This window comes from Amphritea atlantica (genome assembly GCF_024347255.1).
Taxonomy (GTDB): domain Bacteria; phylum Pseudomonadota; class Gammaproteobacteria; order Pseudomonadales; family Balneatricaceae; genus Amphritea; species Amphritea atlantica.
This window is the reverse complement of sequence record NZ_AP025284.1, coordinates 2,023,352-2,047,169: the sequence shown is the minus strand read 5'-3', so window position 1 is coordinate 2,047,169 and position 23,818 is coordinate 2,023,352. Positions and strand designations below refer to the sequence as shown.

General features: G+C 51.1%; 25 protein-coding genes. 9 read left to right on the top strand and 16 right to left on the bottom strand.

The window, feature by feature from the left end; translation table 11 throughout:
* Positions 1-16 precede the first annotated feature (16 nt).
* The 7 genes from pqqD to exaC form a co-directional block, all read right to left on the bottom strand.
* A complete protein-coding gene (pqqD, locus tag OCU43_RS09315; protein ID WP_205213052.1) occupies positions 17-310 on the bottom strand; it encodes a pyrroloquinoline quinone biosynthesis peptide chaperone PqqD in 294 nt (97 codons plus the stop codon).
* Positions 307-1,092, bottom strand: coding sequence for a pyrroloquinoline-quinone synthase PqqC (pqqC, locus tag OCU43_RS09310; RefSeq protein ID WP_091357939.1), 786 nt, complete (start codon positions 1,090-1,092; stop codon positions 307-309). Before pqqC ends, pqqD begins: the two co-directional genes overlap by 4 nt.
* A gap of 11 nt (positions 1,093-1,103) precedes the next feature.
* Positions 1,104-2,051, bottom strand: a complete 948-nt coding sequence (gene pqqB / locus OCU43_RS09305) for a pyrroloquinoline quinone biosynthesis protein PqqB (protein WP_261833000.1) — start codon at positions 2,049-2,051, stop codon at positions 1,104-1,106.
* 78 nt (positions 2,052-2,129) lie between these two features.
* On the bottom strand, positions 2,130-2,201 hold the full coding sequence (pqqA, locus tag OCU43_RS09300; protein ID WP_003243383.1) for a pyrroloquinoline quinone precursor peptide PqqA: 72 nt from the start codon (positions 2,199-2,201) through the stop codon (positions 2,130-2,132).
* A 161-nt stretch (positions 2,202-2,362) separates the two neighbouring features.
* A complete protein-coding gene (locus OCU43_RS09295; protein WP_091353817.1) occupies positions 2,363-2,539 on the bottom strand; it encodes a DUF3012 domain-containing protein in 177 nt (58 codons plus the stop codon).
* A 27-nt stretch (positions 2,540-2,566) separates the two neighbouring features.
* A complete protein-coding gene (gene arfB / locus OCU43_RS09290) occupies positions 2,567-2,980 on the bottom strand; it encodes an alternative ribosome rescue aminoacyl-tRNA hydrolase ArfB (protein ID WP_091353814.1) in 414 nt (137 codons plus the stop codon).
* Positions 2,981-3,372: 392 nt separating this feature from the next.
* Positions 3,373-4,893, bottom strand: a complete 1,521-nt coding sequence (exaC, locus tag OCU43_RS09285; RefSeq protein WP_091353811.1) for an acetaldehyde dehydrogenase ExaC — start codon at positions 4,891-4,893, stop codon at positions 3,373-3,375.
* A gap of 304 nt (positions 4,894-5,197) precedes the next feature.
* On the opposite strand from exaC, the gene OCU43_RS09280 reads away from it, so the two are divergent.
* A complete protein-coding gene (locus OCU43_RS09280) occupies positions 5,198-6,757 on the top strand; it encodes a methyl-accepting chemotaxis protein (protein ID WP_175483428.1) in 1,560 nt (519 codons plus the stop codon).
* 26 nt (positions 6,758-6,783) lie between these two features.
* Here the strand turns inward: OCU43_RS09280 and OCU43_RS09275 are convergent, their stop codons facing one another.
* Positions 6,784-7,410 carry a LysE/ArgO family amino acid transporter gene (locus tag OCU43_RS09275; protein ID WP_217647377.1) on the bottom strand — a complete coding sequence of 209 codons (627 nt, stop codon included), beginning with the start codon at positions 7,408-7,410 and terminating at the stop codon, positions 6,784-6,786.
* Between the two features lie 107 nt (positions 7,411-7,517).
* Here OCU43_RS09275 and OCU43_RS09270 point away from each other — a divergent pair, with 107 nt between their 5' ends.
* Positions 7,518-8,423: a LysR family transcriptional regulator ArgP gene (locus OCU43_RS09270; RefSeq protein WP_091353807.1), complete on the top strand. Its 906-nt coding sequence runs from the start codon at positions 7,518-7,520 to the stop codon at positions 8,421-8,423.
* Positions 8,424-8,495: 72 nt separating this feature from the next.
* On the opposite strand, the gene OCU43_RS09265 is transcribed toward OCU43_RS09270, so the two are convergent.
* Positions 8,496-9,107, bottom strand: coding sequence for a cytochrome b/b6 domain-containing protein (locus OCU43_RS09265; protein WP_091353806.1), 612 nt, complete (start codon positions 9,105-9,107; stop codon positions 8,496-8,498).
* A gap of 141 nt (positions 9,108-9,248) precedes the next feature.
* Between OCU43_RS09265 and OCU43_RS09260 the strand changes: the two genes are divergently transcribed.
* Together OCU43_RS09260 and OCU43_RS09255 are read left to right on the top strand one after the other, a co-directional pair.
* Complete coding sequence (locus tag OCU43_RS09260; protein WP_245756484.1) at positions 9,249-9,752, top strand: helix-turn-helix transcriptional regulator; 504 nt, start codon at positions 9,249-9,251, stop codon at positions 9,750-9,752.
* A 115-nt stretch (positions 9,753-9,867) separates the two neighbouring features.
* Positions 9,868-10,704 carry a 23S rRNA (adenine(2030)-N(6))-methyltransferase RlmJ gene (locus tag OCU43_RS09255; RefSeq protein ID WP_091353801.1) on the top strand — a complete coding sequence of 279 codons (837 nt, stop codon included), beginning with the start codon at positions 9,868-9,870 and terminating at the stop codon, positions 10,702-10,704.
* 169 nt (positions 10,705-10,873) lie between these two features.
* Here the strand turns inward: OCU43_RS09255 and OCU43_RS09250 are convergent, their stop codons facing one another.
* The 6 genes from OCU43_RS09250 to OCU43_RS09225 all read right to left on the bottom strand — a co-directional run bounded on the left by OCU43_RS09250 (position 10,874) and on the right by OCU43_RS09225 (position 16,546).
* Positions 10,874-12,637: a PQQ-dependent methanol/ethanol family dehydrogenase gene (locus OCU43_RS09250; protein WP_091353798.1), complete on the bottom strand. Its 1,764-nt coding sequence runs from the start codon at positions 12,635-12,637 to the stop codon at positions 10,874-10,876.
* A gap of 176 nt (positions 12,638-12,813) precedes the next feature.
* Positions 12,814-13,098 (bottom strand): hypothetical protein, encoded by a 285-nt coding sequence (locus OCU43_RS09245; RefSeq protein ID WP_091353797.1) that lies wholly within the window; start codon positions 13,096-13,098, stop codon positions 12,814-12,816.
* A 247-nt stretch (positions 13,099-13,345) separates the two neighbouring features.
* Positions 13,346-14,251 carry a substrate-binding periplasmic protein gene (locus tag OCU43_RS09240; protein ID WP_091353794.1) on the bottom strand — a complete coding sequence of 302 codons (906 nt, stop codon included), beginning with the start codon at positions 14,249-14,251 and terminating at the stop codon, positions 13,346-13,348.
* Between the two features lie 12 nt (positions 14,252-14,263).
* Positions 14,264-14,707, bottom strand: a complete 444-nt coding sequence (gene pedF, locus OCU43_RS09235) for a cytochrome c-550 PedF (RefSeq protein WP_091353792.1) — start codon at positions 14,705-14,707, stop codon at positions 14,264-14,266.
* Between the two features lie 526 nt (positions 14,708-15,233).
* Complete coding sequence (locus OCU43_RS09230; protein WP_175483427.1) at positions 15,234-16,052, bottom strand: tetratricopeptide repeat protein; 819 nt, start codon at positions 16,050-16,052, stop codon at positions 15,234-15,236.
* 53 nt (positions 16,053-16,105) lie between these two features.
* Entirely contained in the window at positions 16,106-16,546 is a 441-nt protein-coding gene (locus tag OCU43_RS09225; protein WP_091353786.1) for a cupredoxin domain-containing protein, read from the bottom strand.
* Positions 16,547-16,703: 157 nt separating this feature from the next.
* On the opposite strand from OCU43_RS09225, the gene pedA1 reads away from it, so the two are divergent.
* The 4 genes from pedA1 to pedC are packed head-to-tail and all read left to right on the top strand — an operon-like array spanning position 16,704 to position 20,475.
* Entirely contained in the window at positions 16,704-17,885 is a 1,182-nt protein-coding gene (gene pedA1, locus OCU43_RS09220) for a lanthanide ABC transporter ABC transporter substrate-binding protein PedA1 (protein WP_245756483.1), read from the top strand.
* Between the two features lie 37 nt (positions 17,886-17,922).
* Positions 17,923-18,903 carry a YVTN family beta-propeller repeat protein gene (locus tag OCU43_RS09215; protein ID WP_091353782.1) on the top strand — a complete coding sequence of 327 codons (981 nt, stop codon included), beginning with the start codon at positions 17,923-17,925 and terminating at the stop codon, positions 18,901-18,903.
* Between the two features lie 58 nt (positions 18,904-18,961).
* Entirely contained in the window at positions 18,962-19,687 is a 726-nt protein-coding gene (pedB, locus tag OCU43_RS09210) for a lanthanide ABC transporter ATP-binding protein PedB/LutE (protein ID WP_091353780.1), read from the top strand.
* A complete protein-coding gene (gene pedC / locus OCU43_RS09205) occupies positions 19,684-20,475 on the top strand; it encodes a lanthanide ABC transporter permease protein PedC (RefSeq protein WP_091353777.1) in 792 nt (263 codons plus the stop codon). Before pedB ends, pedC begins: the two co-directional genes overlap by 4 nt.
* Here the strand turns inward: pedC and OCU43_RS09200 are convergent.
* Positions 20,435-22,564 carry a sensor domain-containing diguanylate cyclase gene (locus OCU43_RS09200; protein ID WP_091353774.1) on the bottom strand — a complete coding sequence of 710 codons (2,130 nt, stop codon included), beginning with the start codon at positions 22,562-22,564 and terminating at the stop codon, positions 20,435-20,437. The genes pedC and OCU43_RS09200 overlap by 41 nt on opposite strands.
* 509 nt (positions 22,565-23,073) lie before the next feature.
* Here OCU43_RS09200 and OCU43_RS09195 point away from each other — a divergent pair.
* Positions 23,074-23,745: a response regulator gene (locus OCU43_RS09195; RefSeq protein ID WP_091353770.1), complete on the top strand. Its 672-nt coding sequence runs from the start codon at positions 23,074-23,076 to the stop codon at positions 23,743-23,745.
* Positions 23,746-23,818: the final 73 nt, after the last annotated feature.

Here is a 23,818-nt window from a genome sequence, read left to right as displayed (position 1 = left end):
CTGTGAAGGCTGACCGTTACAGGCTGATCCAGAGTTGCTCACGGGCGTCTCCTAAAAAATCCAGAATATCCCGGTCGATCCCCTCGGCATCGGGGAATTTCGCCTGCAGTGTCTGGATAATATCCGCTGCAGTACGCTGACCATCGACCAGCGCCAGCACTTCACCGGCCGGGCCGTTCAGTTTGACCATCCCCTCGGGATAGAGCAGTACGTAACAGTCCTGCGCTTTCTCCCACTGGAAGCGGAACATGCGATTCAGCGCAGGCACCGATTCCAGGGTTATCGCAGCGCTCTGGTCTGCACTGCTCATGCAAACAGACCTTTATGGTAGATCTTCTCGTCGGTGACGGTGTGATACGGCGGACGATTCAGTTCATACGCCATCGTCATCGAATCCAGCATGGTCCACAGCACATCCAGTTTAAACTGCAGGATGTTGAGCATCCGTTCCTGCTGCTCGCGGGTTTTGTAGTAATCCAGCGTGATCTCCAGCCCATGTATCACATCGCGACGGGCTTCGGTCAGACGGTTACGGAAATACTGATAGCCATCCTCTTTAATCCAGGGATAGTGCCCCGGCCAGGTATCCAGACGATTCTGATGGATCGTCGGTGCAAACAGTTCTGTCAGCGAGGAGCTGGCCGCTTCATGCCAGTCGGCCCGGCGGGCAAAATTGACATAGGCATCCACCGCAAAACGAACCCCCGGCAGCACGTGTTCCTCAGAGAGGATCTCTTCGCGGGTCAGACCCACCGCTTCGCCCAGTTGCAACCAGGCTTCGATGCCCCCCACGGCACCGTCATAACCATCATGATCCAGCACTCGCTGCACCCAGTGCCGGCGCACTTCCCGGTCGGGGCAGTTGGCCATAATCGCGGCATCTTTCACCGGAATGGAGATCTGATAATAAAACCGGTTAGCCACCCAGCCCTGAATCTGCTCCTTAGTGCAGCTGCCGTTGTACATGGCGATATGGTAAGGGTGCTGTGTATGATAGAAGGCGCTTTTTGCCCGCAGCGCCTGTTCAAATTCGTCCCGGCTCATGGGTGGCTGATCCTGCTTTTTACCGGCTTCGTTCATCTGTGCATTCATGGTAAAACCTCTCAGAGTTCTATACCCATTCCGTCCCAGGAGACTTCGATACCGTGGGCTTCCACTTCGGCCCGTTCCGGTGAGTCTTCATCAAGAATCGGATTGGTATTGTTAATGTGGATCAGCACTTTCCGGGGCTTATCCAGCGTATCCAGAAAGTCGATCATGCCACCCTTACCGGTTTCATCATTACGGGACTGCGCCAGATGGCCCATGGTGACGCCAAGCTTGTCGCCAACACCGGAGGTGATCAGCTCATCGTCGCGCCAGATGGTGCCGTCAACCAGCAAACAGTCCGCGTCTTTCATAATCGGTTTGAGGTGGGGTTCAATCTGGCCGAGACCAGGGGCATAGAACAGAGTTTTCCCGCTGCGGGTATCTTCTATCAGGATACCTATATTGTCCCCTGGGTGGGGATCGTTGCGATGCGGTGAATAGGGTGGCGCACTGCTGAGCAGCGCGACCGCTGTCAGTTTCAATTCGGGTACCTGAGGGATCACAAAGGTGTTGGTGCCCTCTTCTACCGATCCCTCAACGGGAATTCGGTTGCGTTTGATGCCGCCATTCCAGTGTTCCAGCATCTTAAAGATGGGGAAACCGGTGGTCAGATCCTGATACACCATATCGGTACACCAGACCTCATGGGGGCAGCCTTCACGCAGCATCAGCAGACCGGTGGTATGGTCAATCTGGCTGTCGATGAAGACAATCGCCGCAATGCCGGTATCACGAATCTTTCGATTCGGTTGCATCGGCGCAAAGTCAGCCAGTTGCTGGCGAATATCCGGCGAGGCATTAAACAGAATCCAGTCTTCACCGTTGGCACTCACAGCGATAGATGACTGAGTCCGGGATTTGGCATTGAGGGTTCCGGCCCGATAGCCGGCACAGTTACGGCAGTTACAGTTCCACTGGGGAAAGCCGCCGCCCGCTGCGGAGCCTAATACTTGTATTTTCATTGTTATTATTATCTTGTCGGTGTGTCTGAACAGAGAAAACTAAAAGACTCCACCCGTGGGCGGAGTCTGATAGATTGCTTAGCGGTTAGCGAAGTACATTGTTACTTCGAAACCGATACGCAGATCTGTATAAGCTGGTTTAGTCCACATACTCATTACCTCTTTTGTTATTAGATTGTTCCAGTCTTGTGACTGTCTTTAATCATATGAAGAGGCGTGCTAATCACATATGGTACTTTGGAACTAAAAGCACTCCTGTTTTAGTCTATAAAAGACCGCCGGGTGCTGAGTTTGTGAATGACATCAGTCAGTTAGAAGATACAGTGCTTAGCAAAGTCTTTCGCTTCATTCGCTGTCCAGTCGCCCTTTGGTTTCTCTTTCAGCTCTTCACACCAGGCTTTAGTGCCCACTTCAGGCGAGCAGCCCTGCATGCTGACCACAGCAACCCCCATCATCATCACAAAGCTCAGCTGCTTAATCTTGTTCATCAATATCTACTCCCTGGTTTCATTCAATTAATCGGTTACCCGGCCACGCAAAGATTTAATCTGACCCCGCCTGGTTTTACTATCCACCCGTTTACGCTGGGATGAGCGGGTCGGTTTGGTCGGCTGACGCGCTTTCTGAACCACGGAGACACTACGAATCAGTAACTGTAACCGCTGCAGCGCGTCTTCCCGGTTTTTCTCCTGAGTGCGAAACTGCTGGGCTTTTATCACCACCACACCCTCTTTGGTTATGCGTGAGTCTTTTAACTGCAGCAGCCGTTCCTTGTAAAACTCCGGCAGAGAGGAGGCATTAATATCAAAACGCAGATGGATAGCGGATGAAACCTTGTTAACGTTCTGCCCTCCGCTGCCCTGAGCGCGGATTGCACTCAGCTCAATCTCCTCATCCGGTATCGATACGTTGTTGGATATTATCAGCACAACTCACCCCATTTCAGATCAATGGAGCGATTATATCAGTTTCCGCAGGCCTGTAAGGAGGGTATCGTCCTGCCGGGCCTTATACCGCCTCTGTGATTGCCGGTTCTACCAGCTCAGCTCTCTTGCGCAGATCGTCATCAACGATTCAGCGGCAAACCGGCATCGAGCCGAACGCGTTGTAAACGATTCAGGTAGACAGAAGGGAAGAAAAAAGGCGGCCAGAAGGCCGCCAAAAAACACCGACATAATCCGGCATGAAAAGAACACCGGATGCGGAGTGCATTCCACTCGTACAGAGTGGGCTGCGGTGCGAATCTCCAAACGACGACTGGAGACTGAGAAGCGGGGCAGACCAGCTGCCCCTGGGAATAGCTCTAGGAATTAAATCCGGCTTAGAAGAAGCCCAGTGGATTGATATCGTAGCTGACCAGCATGTTCTTGGTCTGCTGATAATGATCCAGCATCATCTTGTGAGTCTCACGACCTACACCAGATTTCTTATAACCACCGAACGCAGCGTGTGCTGGGTACAGGTGGTAGCAGTTTGTCCATACCCGACCAGCCTGGATACCACGACCCATGCGGTAAGAGCGGTTCATGTCGCGGGTCCAGACACCGGCACCGAGACCAAACTCAGTATCGTTGGCAATTTCCAGCGCTTCAGCTTCATCTTTGAAGGTTGTCACGGCAACCACAGGACCAAAGATCTCTTCCTGGAAGACGCGCATCTTGTTGTGCCCCTTCATCAGAGTCGGCTGTACATAGTAACCTTTACTGAACTCGCCATCATTTGCGTGAGAGTCACCACCGATCAGGAACTCTGCACCTTCTGACTTACCGATCTCCATATAAGACATAATCTTATCGAACTGCTGTTGAGAAGCCTGAGCACCCACCATCGTATCGGTATCCAGCGGATTACCACGTTTGATCTGTTTAGCACGCTCAATCACTTTAGCGATGAACTGATCGTAAATGCTTTCCTGAATCAGCAAGCGTGATGGGCAGGTACATACTTCACCCTGGTTAAAGAATGCCAGAACCGCACCCTCAACCGCTTTACTGACAAACGCTTCTTCCTGATCCATAACATCTTCAAAGTAGATGTTCGGAGACTTACCACCCAGCTCAACCGTTGATGGGATGATGTTATCAGCAGCACATTTCAGGATGTGAGCACCGACCGGAGTCGATCCGGTAAAGGCGATTTTGGCAATACGCTTGCTGGTAGCCAGCGCTTCACCCGCTTCTTTACCAAAACCGTTAACGATGTTCAGTACGCCCGGTGGCAACAGATCACCAATCACTTCGATCATTTTCAGGATAGAAACAGGAGTTTGCTCAGCGGGTTTCAGTACCACACAGTTACCGGTTACCAGTGCTGGTGCCAGTTTCCAGGCAGCCATCAGCAGCGGGAAGTTCCACGGAATGATCTGACCAACAACACCCAGTGGCTCATGGAACTGATAAGAAACGGTGTTCTCATCGATTTCACCCATGGAACCTTCCTGAGCACGGATACAACCGGCATAGTAACGGAAGTGGTCAACACAGAGAGGCACGTCGGCAGCCAGTGTTTCACGAACCGCTTTACCGTTATCCCAGGTTTCAGCAACAGCAAGCATTTCCAGATTTTGTTCAATGCGATCTGCGATTTTCAGCAGAATGTTGGAGCGCTCTGTAACAGAGGTACGGCCCCAGGCGTCTTTAGCTGCATGTGCAGCATCCAGTGCCAGATTAATATCTTCTTCAGTTGAGCGTGGGATCTCACAGAATGCTTCGCCAGTGACAGGTGTTGTATTCTGGAAATACTGACCTTTTACTGGCGCAACCCACTCACCACCAATATAGTTTGCGTAACGTTCTTTAAAGGAAACAACAGAACCTTCGGTTCCTGGCTGTGCGTAAATCATTGTCCAAGCCTCTCTTTTTGTTATACACCGCACTCTGCGGGCCGTTTGACTACCCTTCCATATTAGTCAGTAACCCCCATTTCCACCTATGCTCCCTTGGCACTGAAAAATTAGTTATTTAGTAGTAGTTGCATGTATGCAATCCAATTACCACTTTGAGGATAAAGAGTTCGCAACATCGTCATATACAACATACTATTGATATAGCCTTAGCAGACTGAACATTAACAGCCCGGCAAAAGATTCAGACCGAATGACTGAACATGACCATAGAGCTGTAGGAGCGACAAAGGGAGAACTTCAGATGACCAGCAGTACAGATGGTAAAGAGCGGGACTTCCCTGAAAACAGCCGTTTAATCTCGACCACCACACTGACGGGATGCATCACCTACGCAAATCAGAACTTCATTGATATTTCGGGTTATAGCCGTGAAGAACTGGTAGGTAAACCCCACAATATTGTCCGCCATCCGGATATGCCTGCGGCGGCTTTCGCTGACTTATGGACTAATCTAAAGGCTGATAAACCCTGGCTGGGCGCAGTAAAGAATCGCTGTAAAAATGGCGACTACTACTGGGTGCTCGCATATGTCACACCGCAATATGATAACGATGGCAAAAAAGTCGGTTATCAGTCGGTGCGCGGCCGGCTTCCCAATGAGATTAAACGTCAGGCACAGGCACTTTATGACCAGGTAAACAGCAACCCGAAACGGTTATCACTGTCCCGCATCCGCCTGAGTTACCGCATCCCCGCCACCGTCTTTTCTGGCTTACTGGCCGTATCTCTGATCGGTATTGCACCACTGGATATGCCGATAAAACTGTTGCTTTCTGGTTTGCTCACCTGCGCCATCAGTGCCCTCACCTACAGGCAGTTAACACCGCTGCAGAACAGTGTTAAACAGGCACTGAACATCTACAACAACCCCCTTTCGCAACGGGCAATCAGCGGACGGATGGATGAAACCGGTGCGACAGACATTGCCATTCAACTGTTGGAAGCCAAACTACATACCGTTACCGGCCGCGTGGAGGATGCCATCAAAACCCTCAGAGAGGTAATGGATTTGACTCATCAGAGTCTCAACCAGACCACCACGGGCATTGAACAGCAGAATCTGGAGAGCGATATGCTGGCCTCAGCCAGTACGGAGATGGCGTCTTCCTCCCATAACGTTGCAGAAAACACCTCCCGGACTTCTGAGGTAACCCATCAGGCGGCCATGGAAGCTCAGACCGGCAGAACCACCATTAATGATATGCTGAAAACCATTGAGCTGTTGGCCGCTGAAGTTGAGCAGTCAGCTGAATTGTCAGAACAATTACATGTTCAGACCGATGAGATCGGCCATATCACCACCATCATCAACGATATTGCCAACCAGACTAACCTGTTAGCACTCAATGCCGCCATCGAAGCGGCCAGAGCCGGTGATAATGGCCGCGGATTTGCAGTGGTAGCAGATGAGGTGCGGGAGTTAGCCATACGCACTCAGAAAGCAACGGAGCAGATCAAATCCAGTATCGGTGCCGTTCAGAATCAGGTTCGCAATACTGCAGATACGATGAGCAAAACCCATACTCAGGCGAGAGACAGTATCAGCCGGGCAGAGATAGCCGGTCAGGCGTTCGATCAGCTGAGCCAGTCCCTTGATCAGATCTCTGATCAGAGCCAGCAGATCGCAGTGGCGGCCGATGAGCAGAACGAAACAGCGGAGAGCCTCAGCAAAAGTATCATCTCAATACGGGATATTTCCGATAGCAATAAAGCGTCAATCAGCAGTACCAACCAGGCTATCGACAACCTCGCCCGACTGGTGACGGATCTGTCACAGATCGTCAACCGGACCATTCAATAGTTGAAACATCAGCCTCCGCCCGGGACTCAGGGACGGAGGTTGCCGTTCAGCAGCAAAACCGCCAGCGTCCACATCATCACACAGACCAGCATATCGAGAATGCGCCAACTGACAGGCTTGCGGAACAGCGGAGCCAGCCAGCGGGCGCCAAGACTCAGGGAAAAGAACCAGACAAATGAAAACATCGCCGCTCCGGCGCCAAACCAGTAGCGCTGCTGATCGGGATAGCGACCACCAATACTGCCCAGCAACACCACGGTATCAAGATACACATGGGGGTTCAGCAGACTCAGGGCCAGGGTGGCCAGCAGCGCCGATCTGAGGCTGGAAAAGTTGCTGCCGGAAAGCCTCAGGGATTCACTGCGTAACGCTGAACGAAGCGCATTCGCACCATACCACAAAAGAAATGCCCCGCCCGCCCAACTGATCAGTTTCAGCATCAGCTCAGACTGACCGATCAACACCCCCATACCCGCAATACCGGCAGTAATCAGCAGCGCATCGATAAGACTGCACAGCGCCGCTATCGACCAGTGGTACTCACGGCGCACCCCCTGACTGAGAACAAACGCATTCTGGGCACCGATGGCAATTATCAGGCCGGCACTGGTCGCCAGACCGGCAGTAAACGGGGCAAATATCAATGACATCATGAGACAACCTATGCCGACTTTGTGGATTGCTGCAAGGGTAAGAGATCGACATGTGTTAGTAAAACTAATAATATTTATATTTCATTAGCAAAACTGATATTACATCTATGTTTGATTATCGGCAGTTGAAGGCCCTGGCCACTGTGATCGAAGAGCAGAGTTTTGAGCGCGCGGCAAAGAGGCTGTTTTTAACCCAGTCGGCGATCTCCCAGCGGATCAGGCAACTTGAGGAGTCAGCGGGCCAGTTACTGCTGGTGCGCAGCCAGCCACTACGACTGACCGCGGCCGGAGAACATCTGCAACGTCACTATCATCAGGTGACCCTGCTCCAGAGTGAACTGCTGAAAACCCTGGACAGCGCTCACCAGGAGGGCTTTACCAAACTGACTATCGGTTTAAATGCGGATACCCTGGCAACCTGGTTCATGGATGCGATACAACCGTTACTGGCACAGAGTCCGATACTGCTGGATCTTCGGGTTGATGATCAGGATCAGACCCATCTACTGCTTCGACAAGGCGATGTACAGGGCTGCATCAGCGCCAGCAACAAACCCTTACAGGGAAGCAATGCGGTCTTTCTCGGCATCAGCCGCTATCTTGCCCTGGCGAGTCCGGACTATATTCAACGTTACTTTGCCAATGGGGTAACCGCAGAAGCTCTGAGCCTCGCTCCGGCGGTTGAATACAATGAGAAAGACGAGCTGCAGGACAGCTTCATTCAACGTTTCTATCCCGCAGTAGACGATTACCCCCGCCACCGGGTCCCCTCCTCTGAAGCGTTCACAGAACTGATACGGCGAGGATTCGCCTGGGGAATGGCACCGGATCTGCAGATGCAGACTCTGATCGATCGGGATGCGGTGAGGGAAATATCAGTGGGGCAGTGTCTTGAGGTACCACTATACTGGCACAGCTGGAATCTGGTCACAGAAACCGGTCATAAGCTGACGCAGCAACTCATCCGGTACTGCCAGCATCATCTGCAACAGTCCAGCAAACTGCCGATCTAGCGGCCGAACCAGCGTATCGTCGTTGCACAGCAACGAAGTCTGAGCAACGACGATAGCCAGAGATCGCAGTTACTACTTCTCTTTGAAACCAGTCAGCATCGATTTAACCAACGATTCGTTATGCAGTCTGCTGGACAAAACGACACCGGCAACATGCAGAAGAATTAACAACACCATCAGGTTCACAGAAAACTCATGAATCTCTTTCCAGAACTCATCACCCTCTCCCTCACCTTCATGCTCATGCTCATGCCCCTCATGCGCGTAGGCCTGGCTGATAAGGTGTATCTGCGGGGCGACTGCCAGCGGACCTTTACCCTCTTCAACCGCGTACAGTTTCATTCCACTCAGGGTAATCAGCGTCAGCATCACCAGAAATGCCACCACCATCAGGCCACCCAGAGGGTTGTGCCCCAGGTAGCGTGTCGGTTTACCGGAGGTGATTCCCGAAATATAGGCCTTAGTCGTGGCAACTGAGGGCACAAAATCGCTAAAGCGAGCATAACGGCTGCCAATCAGCCCCCAGATAACACGTAACACAATCAGTGCAGCGATCGTATAACCGGAATAAACGTGCAACCACTCGATCTCTTCAGCAGAGATATAGCTAATGGCAAACAGGGCCACCAGCACCCAGTGAAACAAACGCACAAACTTATCCCAAACGTAAACTTTTTCGGACATAATCCCACCATGAATGAAGACGTGAATAAAGATTCAGAAAAATAGTAAACTTACTGCTTTATAATTCCTCAAACAAAGCAGTAAATCGATCCGGCATCTGCCGGAGCAGATGATATAACAAAAATATGACAAGGATTTAAAGTGTTAAAGCATTTCTCTCAGGATTATCTATTGATGCTGTTCCTGGTGGTGATCGTCAGTGCCAGTGGCACCGACATCGCTGCGGATCTGTCCCACGGCGCCGGATTGACCCACTTGTTGCAAGAAATCACCATTTTACTCTTTGCGCTGATCATTCTGTCTTTACTGATCTTTGATAACTTTATGAAAAAAAGCCAGATCCGACAGCTGAAGGAGGAGCTGGAAGCGGCAAAGAATATGCCGGTTCCCGAATCAGTTGCGGTGCTCGCGGCCCGCCAACAGTTGAGTCAGGCCATCGATGAACAATTTACCGAGTGGCAGCTGACGGCCAGCGAACGGGATGTCGGCATCATGCTTCTCAAAGGCTACAGCCTGAAAGAGATTGCAGCACTGCGGGGCACTGCCGACAAAACAATCCGTCAACAGGCATCGGCTATTTATCAAAAGTCCGGGACACCGGGCAGACATGCATTCTCCGCCTGGTTTATTGAAGATCTGCTATAACCTTTTATTAAGGCGGTATATTAACCGGCGGATCTATTGACCCTGAGGGTGAATACAACGATAGTCACCCGCCACCATGATGCTCTCAACCTAACCTTCTGATCAGGATACTGTTTTGCTAAGTTATCGACACTCTTTTCATGCAGGCAATTTTGCCGACCTTCTGAAACATATCGTGTTGACAGAGATCCTCGAACATCTGATCAAAAAAGATAAACCATTTGACTATATTGACACCCACGCCGGAGCCGGGTTGTATGATCTGCAGTCAGATCAGGCGGAAAAACTGGGAGAGTTCAGCAACGGCATCGGTAAACTGAAGCCAGAGCAGTGGCCCGCCCTTGCCAGCTATTTCGCTGCCATTGGCAGCTGCAATCCGAAAGGCGGATTACGCTTTTATCCCGGGTCCCCCCTGATCGCCAGCTACTTCATGCGCCCGCAGGACCGCGCAACCCTGTATGAACTGCATCCAACCGATTTTAAATTACTCAGCCAGAATACCCGTAGCAATCGCCGCATCCGAGTATTGAATCAGGACAGCCTCGAAGGCCTCCTCTCTCTGCTGCCACCAGCTTCCCGGCGAGCGCTGGTGCTGATGGACCCCTCATACGAAATCAAAAGCGACTATGATCAGGTGTTTAAAGTACTGAAAAACGCCCATAAAAAATTCGCTACCGGAACCTACGCACTCTGGTATCCGGTGGTTGACCGACACCGTATCCGTAAGCTTGAAAAGCTGTTTATCAGCAGCGGTATACGCAATATTCAACGCTTTGAACTGGGTCTGGAATCCGACTCTGCTGAACGGGGGATGACCTCATCCGGAATGATTGTTATCAACCCACCCTGGACCCTGCTTGAACAGATGAAAACCCTGCTACCGCAACTGGTTGACGCCCTTGATGAGGGCAAAGGGGCGTTTCACTCCTGTGATATTCTGGTTCCGGAATAAACACCAGCAGGATTGATCCGCGTAAAAGACTCACTGTGGAGAAAGCAGAGATCACCGGACAACCTCTTTCATGGGATTTGCACTGCTATCTGTGATCAGCGTTCTTTTTCAGCAAAACAAAAAAAGCCGATGCAGATGCATCGGCTTTTTATCTAAACGCTTAAGCGAATTAAGACTTAGGCAGTTTGAAGGTCCAGATTGAACCACCCTGATTCAGGTGTTTGATCCGTTTGGCAACTTCACCACCCCACAGAGGTACCGCACCACCCCAGCCGGAGACAACTGAGATAAACTGCTCGCCATCCTGTTCCCAGGTGATCGGAGAACCAACGATACCGGAACCAGTATTAAACTGATATTTAACTTCACCGGTCTTAGCATCGAAGCCTTTCAGGTAGCCTTCCGGAGTACCGATAAAGACCAGATTACCCGCGGTAGCCAGAACACCACCCCAGAGTGGAGAGAAGTTCTGATAACGCCATACCTCTTTACCAGTCTTCGGATCCATCGCCCGCAGCACACCGATATGATCATCAGTCAGCGGCTTGATCGTGAAGCCTGCACCCAGATAGGCAGCGCCTTTCTTATACGCGGTTGGCTCGTTCCAGATATCCATGCCCCACTCGTTGGAAGGCACATAGAACAGTCCGGTGTCCTGGCTGAAGGCCATAGGCATCCAGTTCTTACCACCCAGGAAGGCTGGTACGGCATGAACGGAAGAACCTTTCTTACCATCTTCAGATGCACTTGGGTTGCCCGGACGCATCTCTTCGTTGTAGATCGGACGGCCATTCTTATCCAGACCTTTCGCCCAGGTAATCTCATCGACAAATGGGAAACCGCGGATAAAGTCACCGTTGGTGCGGTTCAGGACATACATAAAGCCGTTACGGTCTGCCGTTGCAGCCGCTTTAACGGTTTTACCACCATCTTTATAATCAAATGAGATCAGCTCATTTACACCATCGTAATCCCAGCCATCATGCGGAGTAGTCTGGAAGTGCCATTTGATCTTACCGGTATCCGGATCGATCGCCAGACGGGAGGATGAGAACAGGTTGTCACCCGGACGCATATGGGAGTTCCACGGAGCCGGGTTACCGGTACCGATGAATACTGAGTTGGTATCAGGGTCGTAGGTGCCACCCAGCCAGGTTGCTGCACCACCGCTCTTCCACAGATCGCCAGGCCAGGTCTGACCAGGCTTACCGCCAGAGATACCGTTTTCTACTTTTTTGCCATCTTTCCAGATATAACCCATATGACCTTCAACGGTCGGACGGGACCAGAGGATCTTACCGGTTTTGGCATCATAAGCTTCAGCTTTACCCACAATACCGAATTCGCCACCGGACACACCGGTGATAACCTTGCCATTGACGATCATCGGAGCGGCTGTAATGGAGTAGCCCTCTTTATAATCTGCAACGGTTTTTTTCCATTTAACCTTGCCGGTTTTAGCATCCAGAGCGACCAGTTTGGCATCCAGTGTACCGAAGATCACCAGATCGTCGTACAGAGCGACACCCCGGTTGATCACGTCACAACATGGCATAATGCCATCAGGAAGACGGGCATCGTATTGCCACAGCTCGTCCCCGGTTTTGGTATCCACAGCGAATACCCGGGAATAAGAAGCGGTGACATACATCACGCCATCTTTAACCATCGGCTGAGATTCCTGACCCCGTTGTTTCTCGCCACCAAACGAGAACGACCAGACCGGACGCATATCTTTTACAGTATTGGTATTGATCTTATCCAGCGGACTATAACGCTGTCCGCGCGGACCCAGACCGTTGGATACCACATCTTCTACCGTACTCTGATCCTGCAGAATATCTTTATCGGTTACATTTGCCTGGCTCACGCCCGATAAAGACATTGCTGCAACCAGCGCTGACACAGCAAAACTGCCGCTGAACTTCTTCATTGCATTGCTCCTTGATTAAGGATTGTTCTTATTTTCTGACTCTCAACAGATCTGAGCAAAGATTCCAGACCTGCTGACATTCTGTAAATTTACACCCATTCCAACAATTAACCGGGGGAATGAGTTTTGTACTTACTTAGTAGTACTACCCGCCTTCAGGGCAGCCATACTATGGCTCATGCATTCAACACAGAGATAAATCCGCGTCGCTCAAACTCCTCCAGAACGTCGAGCACATCGTACTCTGTGATATTCTTCAGATCTGAGAAAGACGCCAGTGAGCGGGCGATCTGTGCGCCACTGCAACTGCCGTCACAAGCTTGCAGAGTGATCAGTGTCAGTCGATCCGGAAAGATAAGCTGCTGCGGGCCTTTCAACACCCAGCGATCATGCTGACCATCAAAATAAAGCTTACAGTCGGCATTAAGTACCGGCATCAACCCAGGCATTGCAGTGATCATAACAAAGCCTCCCTCGCTAACACTGAACACACAGACAGATATCCTTTTGATTCCCGCCCGCTATAAACCGAGCCCTAAACAACAGGCACTTAAGCACCAGTCCCTGCTACAAAACGCTGGTGAATACCGCGATTTTGGCAACTCACCAGCCTGATTCATCGCTACAGGGCTTTTATCCCAGGCTGAAACACACGATGCCCTGACACCGCTCCTCTTATTAAGGCTGAAAGCGCCAGAGCAATCGTTATTACTGAGCAACATCCTGATATAACCCTGGCAACTCGTAGCGCAGGTTATATCGGGCATATATCTTTTCTATCTCGCCACTGCGAATCAGCTTCTCAACCACTACGTCAACCTCATTACCCAGTTGACGATAGCGCTGCGAAACCGCCATGCCGATATCCCACTGCTGCTTACCCATGGTTGGAAAACCATTTTCTGCCAGCTTGTAACGTGGATTTCCGGCCTGACCGATCTGCCAGTCGACTTCTGCCCGCATCCCCATAACAGCATCGACCTCGCCCGCCTGCATGGCAGCAAACGCTTCGCTATTGGAGAAATAATGATGGGTATTTTTTCGCATTCGCCCGCCAAAAGCGGAGGTCAGATAGAAGTCCGGCAGGCTGTCAATTTCAACACCGATAGGGTGATACTGAAACACCGCCACCGTTCCTACCCGGTCAAGCTTTTCGCTATCAAATGCCACCTGCCAGCGTTCCCGCTGATAGGGCCCGAACAGCACCACCTGATCATTGACCAGCAGCCCCTGATCATCCCGTTTAAATGCGTATTCGCGATCATAGGGCACCCGCATCATCACATCGGCCAGATGCTTAGCTGCGAGTGGATCCTTTTCGTCTTTATCCAGGTAATGACCTTTCCAGACGTTGTTTCGCAGATCGTCCTCAAGACTCTCATCGGGAGTGATCCAGTGAACCTCCATCTTCACGCCGAACGCTTCGGCGATCCGCTGGCCAATCTCGATATCCACCCCTACGGGCGCGCCATCTCTTTCGAAAGAGTACGGCGGGAAGTCTTTGTAAGCGCCAATGTGAATAACACCACTGGCGATTACATCATCGTAATAGCGAGCCTGAGCCGCACCTGCCCAACTCAGGGTCAATACAGCTAACAGCACCAGAATTCGCATCTCAGACTCCGGTTATTCTGTGGTTGCTACTGAAACCAACCAGGTACGTATTGCCCAAAGCGCTTCCTGACTCAGGTAATCTGCCATCTTTGGCATGTACACCCGACCATCTCGAACCGCACCGTTAATCACCCGGTATTTAAACCAGTCATCACCCTCGATGCCAGGTTCAAGGTAACGCAGATCCGGAGCAATACCGCCTGAGATCGCTTCCAGACCATGACAGCGGGCACAGTTCTGAGTGTAGGCTGAAAAACCGATCTCCAGTGCAACATCGTGTTTTTCGTAATCTTCACCATAGGGGTTCTCATCCAGCCACTCATCACCCAGTTGTTTCAGCTCATGAACATCCACCGACTGCGGCGTTACATCACCATGTGCCAATACCTGCGCCGACAACAGCATAGAAAGAGTCCCCGCAGCAACAGCACCCAGAGTTTTAGTTGGCTTTCTCATTTACATCACCAGTCTTATTAGAGTTTTAAAAATTCTGGATCTCCCAGGCTTACCCTGGCACACACTTCACAAAAGAGCGGGAGATCGCTATAGGAGACATAATAGAACGGGAGGAGAAAGCTCCAGAATTCTGCTTTGGTGCTGAAAAACTAGTACCTTCGTACTAGCTATATCCGCCGATATAATTTAATCCATATACATCAATAGGTTATATAAAAAACAGGAGGGCATTATCTGCATTTGATGAGTGATAACCTGGCCTTGACTACCTGCCACTGAGTCAATTGATCAAAAACCGTCATCAGATACCGGTTTAATGCACAACAGGATTTTTAAGCCAGCTTTGCATATCCCTGATTCCTTGATAGATGCGCTGTTGAAACGCCGTTGCGAAACAAACAAAAACTGACGCTGACAGAGGCCAGAATCAGCAGAGGAGAGCCGGCTGACTAAAACACTTAATCGGCCAGAGTGCAGCGCAGAGCTTTGCAGTCATACGGTGAAATATGATGGTTGAAGGATAGGGTTATTGATCAATCTGTTGCAGTTGATCCAGCGCCGGAGGATAGCTCTGGGAGGCTGATTTTTCTAGCCACTGCTTTGCCAGACTATCGTCCTGCTCCCGCCCTACACCGGTCTGGTACATCACTGAGAGGGCATATTGTGCTTCTGCGTTACCCGCTTCTGCAGCTTGCATGAACAGCTCTGCAGCCCGGTCAATGTCCCGCTCTACCGCCAGACCACTCTCATACAGCCAGGCCAGTCGGGTGATTGCGCGATAATCCGGTGGCGATGCTGCTGCCAGTGCTTCCAATTGCTCCAGAGCCTGATCACTATCTCCATGAATCAGAAGCGCCTCAACCTGCGACAGGGGATCGCCAGGTTTATCGCGCTCCAGACTGGCTAACAGACTTGCCGCATCACTATCACCATCCAAAGCGGCAACGGTTAACCAGTGACGAGCCTGGTCACGACTCTTATAGTCAGGTGAATACAGATAGATCAGCCCCAGTTGATAAGCCGCCGCCCTGCTACCTGTTTTAGCGGACTGGCGGTAAAGCTGCATCCCCCGCTCGGGATCTTTATCGACGCCAACGCCCTGGATATAGAGGTTAGCCAGATTAAACAGCGCTTCAGACCTGCCAGAACCACCAATATGCATCCACATCTGCCGGGCCAGATCGTGATGGCCCATTTTAAATTCAGCGTAAGCCATATAGAGCTGATTATTGGGCCGGGCATCAAGAAACTCCTCCGGCAGACCGCTATCAGCATCAGCCCCATGAACAGCTGCGGCCAGTGCCAGTGAAACAGTAAGAATGATCGAAGCGGAAACGTTTTTCATGGTTGAATCCGGTTGGCCAGTGACAGGGTTCATAAGCGTTTAATGACAGGGAGTTACTTAACGATAAACACCCCTTCCATCCCTTTATGCCGTAGCCCCGCAATATAAAACTCGAAGGTTCCGGGTTTAACAGGCACAAAAAACATCTCTGCACTGCCCTCATCTTCAAACTCCAGCTCGGTCAGACTGACCGCTTTAATCTCCATATCTCCCGCCTCTACCTTGCGCAGAAAGATCGAGGAAAAGAATTCCGGGGCTCGAAACGCATAGGGTTTTAAACCACTGGCAATCAGTTCTAGTCGATACGCTTTGCCGGTTTCCAGTTCATAGGTTTTTTGCGACAGACTGTAGTCACTCTCTTCGCTGCCCATCACCAGTTCAGGGAGACGCTGCGGCTTGAGGGTCAGGTCCCCCTCTGCCAACAACTTGCCGCTGAACATCATTGAGATAGTGATCGTGACCACCGCAAGACCGCTTAATAGCACCCGTGCCATACTTAGATTCCTCTGCTTATCATTATTTATGATCAATGCTAAGCTGATACTGCTTTTTAAAAATAGTACTTCAGAACTAATTGTTCAGTACTTTCCGCATATTTAACCCGCTTGCGGTAGCACCTATCCTGAAAGCTTCTGACCAATGAGTTCTTATATGCGTACACTCAAATCATTATGCTGGATTCTGGCGGGCTCCATTTTCAGTCTCTATGCCCTGGCAACCCCCCAGGAGATCCGCATCGGCTACATCGCTTACCACCCTCACCAGGGGCCGGTACTTTCAAACCTGATTCCTGAACCGGAAGACCGTGGCTTCAGTGGTGCCCAGCTGGGCCTCAAAGATAACAACACCACAGGCCGTTTCCTGAAACAGCACTATACCCTGACCTCAGAACTTGCCGCATCACCGGAACAGGTCAATCAGATTGCACAGCAATGGCTCGAGGACGGCCTGAGACTACTGATTACGGATCTGCCTGAAAAACAGCTGATCGAACTGAGCCAACTGGCCAGACCCTATGGCGCGATTCTGTTTAATGCCGGCAGTTATGCCGATGAGCTGCGCACCCGTGAATGTCTGGCAAATACCCTGCACACCCTGCCAAGCCGCGCCATGCTGACCGATGCCCTGGGACAGTGGAGTAATGCCCGGCGTCTGCAGCGCTGGCTGCTGATTAAAGGTTCACAACCCGGGGATATCGCCTATGCTGACGCCCTGAAACGTACAGCTAAACGCTTCGGTCTGAAAATTGTGGCAGAGAAAACCTGGAGTTTTGATACCGACCTGCGGCGCACGGCACAGCGGGAACTGCCCCTGTTTACCCAGACAGATGAGTATGATCTGGTGGTTGTCGCCGATGAACAGGGCGATTTCGGTGAATACGTGCTGTATAACACCTGGTATCCGAGACCTGTGGCCGGCACTCAGGGGCTAACCCCGGTAGCCTGGCATCGGGTGGTGGAACAGTGGGGTGCGGCTCAGCTTCAGAGTCGTTTTGAAGACCAGTTTAAACGCTGGATGAACAGCAAGGATTACGCCGCCTGGGCCGCAATCAGGACGATTGGCGAAGCGGTCACCCAAACTAAATCGTCTGCCGCAGAAACCCTGTTTAATTTTATCAACTCAGATAAGTTTCAACTGGCTGCATTTAAAGGCCGCAAACTGAACTATCGCAGCTGGAGCGGTCAGCTGCGCCAGCCGATTCCGCTGGTGCAACCCCGTTCACTGGTTGCCCAGCCACCGCTGGAGGGTTTTCTCCATCCGGTCACTGATCTGGACACACTGGGTTTTGATCAGCCGGAGTCCAGCTGCAAAGTTACCTATGCTTCCCATTAACGCTTCCCGGAATAAGAAGAAAAACAGGATCTGCTCTATGAGATATTTAACCAAAATTGTCCCGTCTGTGGCGCTCGCCCTGAGTACCGCGATAGCGTGTCATCAGGCGGTTGCTGAAACTGCTTATGTGTCAAACGAAAAGGACGATACCCTCTCCATTATCGACCTGGATACCCTGGAGGTTACCGATACCATCGCGGTAGGTGAACGCCCCCGGGGGATCATTTTCAGCCACGATAGAACACGCCTGTACATCTGTGCCAGCGATTCAGATGCGGTGCAGGTGATGGATCTGAAAAACAACCGTATCATCGCCCAGTTGCCGTCTGGGGAAGACCCGGAACAGTTTGCTCTGCACCCGGATGACCGGCAACTCTACATCGCCAATGAGAATGATGCAGTGGTCACGGTGGTGGATGTGACAACCCAGGAGGTGATCTCGCAGATTGATGTCGGGGTTGAACCGGAAGGGATGGCCGTCAGCCCCGATGGCAAATGGGCACTGGCCACCAGCGAGACCACCAATATGGTGCACTGGATCGATACCGAAACCCATGAGGTGGTGGATAACACTCTGGTAGACCAGCGCCCACGCCACATCGAGTTTAACAAAGAGGGCTCCATTGTCTGGGCCTCATCCGAAATTGGCGGTACCGTGTCAATCATCGATGTTGCCAGTCGTCAGATAAGCCATAAGCTTCACTTCGAAATCAAAGGGGTACACCCGGACAAGATCCAGCCGGTCGGTATAAAACTGACCGATGACGGCAAGTATGCCTTTGTTGCGCTGGGGCCTGCCAATCACGTTGCGGTTGTCGATGCTAAAACCTATGAAATTCTGGATTATCTACTGGTCGGTCGCAGAGTATGGCATATGGAATTTAATACTGACCAGAGTCGCCTGCTCACCACCAATGGTATCAGCGGCGATGTGTCGGTGATTGACCTTGACCGGATGAAGGTGATCAAATCGATCAAAGTGGGACGCTATCCCTGGGGAATCCGGATCAAGCCCTGACTCCTTAATCCCCAGGCAGCTATCTGGCAACTATGAGCATCGACTATGAGCATCGACTATGAGCATCATCATCCGCAATCTCAGTTTCAGTTATGGCTCTCTGAATGCCCTTCAGGATATCAATCTGGCACTACAGGAGGGCTGTTTTAATGCCCTGCTGGGACCTAACGGTGCTGGTAAAAGCACACTGTTTGCGCTGTTATCACGACTCTATGCGCTGCAGAGTGGCGAGATCACTATTGCCGGTCACAGTATTGCGCATCATCCTGCACAGGTGATGCGCAAACTCGGCGTGGTGTTTCAGCAAAGTACGCTGGACCTGGATCTGAGTGTGGCGCAGAACCTTTACTACCATGCAGCGCTGCACGGTATGTCGAAGCGACAAGCCCTGCCCCGGATTACCGAAGAGCTGGCCCGCTTTGATCTCAGCCAGCGACTGCACGATAAGGTCCGCACCCTCAACGGGGGGCATCGACGCCGGGTTGAGATCGCCCGGGCATTGCTGCATCAGCCCGAAATACTGCTACTGGATGAACCCAGTGTTGGCCTTGATCCCGCCACCCGGGAATCACTCAATCTACATATTCGTCAGTTATGCAGGCAACAGCAGCTCACCGTGCTCTGGGCCACCCATCTGATTGAAGAGGTGCAAAACGATGACCCCGTTACCATCCTCTTCAAAGGCCGGATTCTCGCCAGCGATACTGCCGATCAGTTATGCCAGCAACATCAGAGTGCAGATATCAGCACACTATTCCGATCACTTACAGGAACGTCAACATGACTCTTCGCGATGCCCTGATCTGTTTCAATGGTCTGTTACAGCGTGAGCTATTGCGTTTTGTGCAGCAGCGCTCGCGGTTCTTCAGCGCCCTGGTTCGCCCCCTGTTATGGCTGGTTGTATTTGCATCAGGCTTCCGTGCGGCATTGGGTATCGCCATCATTGCGCCTTACGAAACCTATATCACCTATGAGGTGTATATTGTGCCGGGACTGTGCGCCATGATTATTCTGTTCAACGGAATGCAAAGCTCGCTGTCAATGGTGTACGACCGGGAGATGGGGAGTATGCGGGTGCTATTGGTGAGCCCCATGCCAAGGCCTTTCTTACTGCTATCCAAGCTGATGGCAACCTCACTGATATCCCTGTTACAGGTTTATGGTTTTCTGGTGATTGCCTGGTTCTGGGGGGTTGAAGCGCCTCTCTGGGGTTATCTCACCGCACTTCCTGCTTTCCTGTTGGTTGCCATGATGCTGAGTGCGATCGGTTTATTTATCTCAGCTAAAATCAAGCAGCTGGAAAACTTTGCCGGGGTGATGAACTTCGTTATTTTTCCGATGTTCTTTCTCTCTTCCGCCCTTTACCCGTTATGGAAGATGCGTGAAGCGAGCGAATGGCTCTACTGGATCTGCGCCTGGAACCCCTTCAGCCACGGAGTCGAACTGATCCGGTTTGCGCTATACCAGCAGGTAAACAGCACGGCACTGAGCATCGTTATTGTGGTTACACTGGTAGCTTCAATAGTGGCCGTCAGAGGGTTTCAGCCTCAGCAGGGGATGGGCAAGCGATAGTGCTCGGGTTGTCACCATAGAAGATAACCCGGCCGCGTCCCTGATGCTTGGCCATGTAAAGTGCCTGGTCTGCCGATTTCATGAGTGCATATGAATCTTCGCCCTGATGGTGGACGGCCACGCCGATACTGCAACTGATCGCGATTTCAACATCGGCAAAACGCACCGGTTTCAGCAACTCACTCAATAACCGCCGACTGAGTTGATGTAATTGCCGGGAATCACCATCCTCTTTAAATTTACTCAGCACAACAAACTCATCCCCCCCTACCCTGCAGGCAAGATCGGACTCACGAAGACAGCAGGTTAAGCGATTCGCCACCTCACTCAACACCGTATCTCCTACATCATGTCCATAGTTATCATTGATTGCCTTAAAGTGGTCAAGATCAACAAAAAACAGGGCAATGCCAGGGGATTGATAACGCTCTTTGAAAGCCAGATCACGGTTCAGGCTGTCCATCAGGGCGCGCCGGTTTGCCAGCCCGGTAAGTGGATCGGTTTCCGCCATACTGCGTAACTGCTGCTCCAGCTCTTTACGCTGGGTAATATCATAAAAGATGGCAATATAGTTCTGCACCCTGCCGCTGGAATCCTTGTTAACACTGATCGATAGCCATTCAGGATATACCTCACCGTTTTTACGCTGATTCCAGATCTCGCCACGCCACACGCCCTCGCTATCCAGACTCTGCCACATACGCCGGTAAAAGCCGGCATCCTGGCGGTCAGAAGCGAGTACCGTTGGATTCTTACCGATGAGTTCATCTTGCTGATATCCGGTAATCCGGGTCACTGCACTGTTCACCTGCAGAATATTGTTGTCGGCATCACTGACAATGATCCCCTCATAGGCAGACTCAAAAATCAGGCTACTGAGTTTAAGCGAGTCGGCGGTGTTACGCAGCATTGTCTGCTGCTTGTGGATATCGTTCTCATAACGCTTAAAGCGCGATTGCAGCCAGCGGCTATAGGTGAGCGTCAACAGCAACGCTAATAAGCCAATGATGGTAAAGGCGATTACCTGCTTGATCACAACGGTTCGAATCTCCCGATCGCGGGACTGTTCCTGCGCCAACAGCAATTCACTCAACTCATCCTGAAAGATACCCGCTATCAGAATCCAGCCCCGATCTTGCAAAGGTTCAATCAGTGACAGTTTTTTACTGGGTGTAGTATCCCCTGGTCTGAACCAGTCATAGAAGCGATAACCGCCGCCATTGCGGGCAGTATCTACTACGGTCTGCGCGCTCTCCCGAATCCTGGGGTTTGGATCATCTGTAAAATTAACCCCCTCCAGCTCAGGAGTGACGCCACTGGCCAGCAGGGTTCCATCATTGCTCGCCAGCGCAAAATAACCGGTATGTCCAAAACGGATGTTGCGGATGTAGTTATAGATTCGTGGTTTAAGATCATCTTCAAACCGATACAGATAATCACCGGTACCGACAATCCAGTTGTAAGGTTCAAACACCTCGACATAGGCGATCTTATCTTTCATCACCTGATTGTTATCGGGGGCATACCAGCGGTAGTTGGAAAATCCGGCGCGTTGAGCGTTAGATACAGCCTCTATCAGCCCGCGCATAATATAGTGCCCGGTATCATCCCGGTTATTCAGCAGGGAACGCCCCTCCATCTCCGGGGCGATCGGCAACAGCACGGCGGTGCCATCTAGCTGATCAATAAAATAATATCCCCGGCCATCAAAAAAACGGATCTCCCGCAGCGCCTCAATCAGCAACTGTTTCATCTCGGCTTCACTAAGTTGCTTATGGTAGCGCTGGTAGAGCGAGTTCATCAGTTGCAGAGCCTGACGGGTCTGCTGACGCGATTCACGCTTTAGCAGATCAGTGGCTTCGGTAAACATCTGTCGGATCATATACTCAGCATCAGCCATCTCGGCGTCGAGCCGCTTTCGCTGGGACTGCATCAGATTTTCTCGCAGTGACACCAACTGATGCTGATGTTGGTTTTTGGTGCTAATAAAGAAATAGACGGTTTGTGACAGCAGCAGTATAAGAATAATACATGAGACCCCCCACAATAGCTGGGCAGGGAATCGGGTCGTGTTATTGTTTTTATTCACTGATCAGATCCAACGTACGTACTACGGAAAACGTTTTTTAACTCAAACCAACTCACTGCGTGGGCAGACCACATAAGCAGAGATCGTATAGACCTCAACGCAGGTATACAGGCCTGCAGGATCATATCACAAACGTAAAATTATGTTTATTTATCCGTCACTTGCTCCGCAATGATAGATAATAGTACTTTAGTATTGGTTTTTTACACGCATAGTAGAATGGCGATAAACTCCTCCTAACGGTGTAATAGAATAAGCGTTAATTTATACAGCGGATGTTAACCTGAACGATCAGGTCTGGGCCACTGCCTGCGACTAGCTCAGAAGCGGTTGAGGACATACCTGACTAAGAAGATCTTCAGAGATTAAAGCGCATCACAGATAAAGCGGTTTCTACTCTGAAGCTGCAATGTAGTAAACTGGGGGGTAATAAACCCAGTCCCATTACAGAATAATTATAATGGGCGGTAACTATCTGCCAACCGGCAGTCGCCCAGCGGGAGAACAACGTGTATAAAATTCTTATTGCCGACGACCACCCTCTGTTTCGTGAAGCAATTTGCGGCGTCATCGCGAATGGTTTTCCTGGTTGTGAAACACTCGAAACGGAAGACCTGGACAGTGCACTGGAAATTGCCAAAGAGGAAGAAGACCTTGATCTGATTCTGCTGGACCTGAATATGCCAGGAATGCACGGTCTGAATGGGCTGATCAGCCTGCGCAATGACTCGCCAACGATTCCCGTTGTAATTGTATCAGCGGAACAGGATAAGCAGATTGTACTCCAGGCGATCACCTACGGTGCAGTAGGTTTTATCACCAAGTCTTCACCACGGGAACAGATGACCGAAGCATTGCAGCAGATTCTTAACGGTAATGTTTATCTGCCATCTGACATCATCCGCTCAGAGAAGCCCTCAGGCAGCAGCATTCACCGCCGTCACGATGAGAGCCAGATCCCACCAGAGATGCTCTCCTCCCTAACCCGCCGGCAACTGCTGGTTCTGGAACGAATGTCTGAGGGTGAATCCAATAAACAGATCGCCTACACGCTCAATATCGCAGAGACCACAGTGAAGGCTCATGTCAGCGCAATACTGCGCAAGCTTGGCGTGCATAATCGCATTCAGGCGGTACTCTCTGCCGGCAATGTAGACTTCAACCAGTACCTGAAACGTTAACCCACCCATTTCCGGCTACACAGGCAATAGAGTCAGTGTCTGGTGAATCTTTATAATCCTGACACTGGCCAAC

Excerpts from the sequence above, each read along its gene's own strand:
- OCU43_RS09250 (WP_091353798.1), bottom strand. The coding sequence starts at position 12,637 with ATGAAGAAGTTCAGCGGCAGTTTTGCTGTGTCAGCGCTGGTTGCAGCA.
- OCU43_RS09245 (WP_091353797.1), bottom strand. The coding sequence starts at position 13,098 with ATGATCACTGCAATGCCTGGGTTGATGCCGGTACTTAATGCCGACTGT.
- OCU43_RS09280 (WP_175483428.1), top strand. The coding sequence starts at position 5,198 with ATGACCAGCAGTACAGATGGTAAAGAGCGGGACTTCCCTGAAAACAGC.
- OCU43_RS09240 (WP_091353794.1), bottom strand. The coding sequence starts at position 14,251 with ATGCGAATTCTGGTGCTGTTAGCTGTATTGACCCTGAGTTGGGCAGGT.
- OCU43_RS09265 (WP_091353806.1), bottom strand. The coding sequence starts at position 9,107 with ATGTCCGAAAAAGTTTACGTTTGGGATAAGTTTGTGCGTTTGTTTCAC.
- pedC (WP_091353777.1), top strand. The coding sequence starts at position 19,684 with ATGACTCTTCGCGATGCCCTGATCTGTTTCAATGGTCTGTTACAGCGT.
- OCU43_RS09215 (WP_091353782.1), top strand. The coding sequence starts at position 17,923 with ATGAGATATTTAACCAAAATTGTCCCGTCTGTGGCGCTCGCCCTGAGT.
- pqqC (WP_091357939.1), bottom strand. The coding sequence starts at position 1,092 with ATGAATGCACAGATGAACGAAGCCGGTAAAAAGCAGGATCAGCCACCC.
- OCU43_RS09295 (WP_091353817.1), bottom strand. The coding sequence starts at position 2,539 with ATGAACAAGATTAAGCAGCTGAGCTTTGTGATGATGATGGGGGTTGCT.
- exaC (WP_091353811.1), bottom strand. The coding sequence starts at position 4,893 with ATGATTTACGCACAGCCAGGAACCGAAGGTTCTGTTGTTTCCTTTAAA.
- pedF (WP_091353792.1), bottom strand. The coding sequence starts at position 14,707 with ATGAGAAAGCCAACTAAAACTCTGGGTGCTGTTGCTGCGGGGACTCTT.
- pedB (WP_091353780.1), top strand. The coding sequence starts at position 18,962 with ATGAGCATCATCATCCGCAATCTCAGTTTCAGTTATGGCTCTCTGAAT.
- OCU43_RS09225 (WP_091353786.1), bottom strand. The coding sequence starts at position 16,546 with ATGGCACGGGTGCTATTAAGCGGTCTTGCGGTGGTCACGATCACTATC.
- pedA1 (WP_245756483.1), top strand. The coding sequence starts at position 16,704 with ATGCGTACACTCAAATCATTATGCTGGATTCTGGCGGGCTCCATTTTC.
- pqqB (WP_261833000.1), bottom strand. The coding sequence starts at position 2,051 with ATGAAAATACAAGTATTAGGCTCCGCAGCGGGCGGCGGCTTTCCCCAG.
- OCU43_RS09270 (WP_091353807.1), top strand. The coding sequence starts at position 7,518 with ATGTTTGATTATCGGCAGTTGAAGGCCCTGGCCACTGTGATCGAAGAG.
- pqqD (WP_205213052.1), bottom strand. The coding sequence starts at position 310 with ATGAGCAGTGCAGACCAGAGCGCTGCGATAACCCTGGAATCGGTGCCT.
- OCU43_RS09275 (WP_217647377.1), bottom strand. The coding sequence starts at position 7,410 with ATGATGTCATTGATATTTGCCCCGTTTACTGCCGGTCTGGCGACCAGT.
- OCU43_RS09230 (WP_175483427.1), bottom strand. The coding sequence starts at position 16,052 with ATGAAAAACGTTTCCGCTTCGATCATTCTTACTGTTTCACTGGCACTG.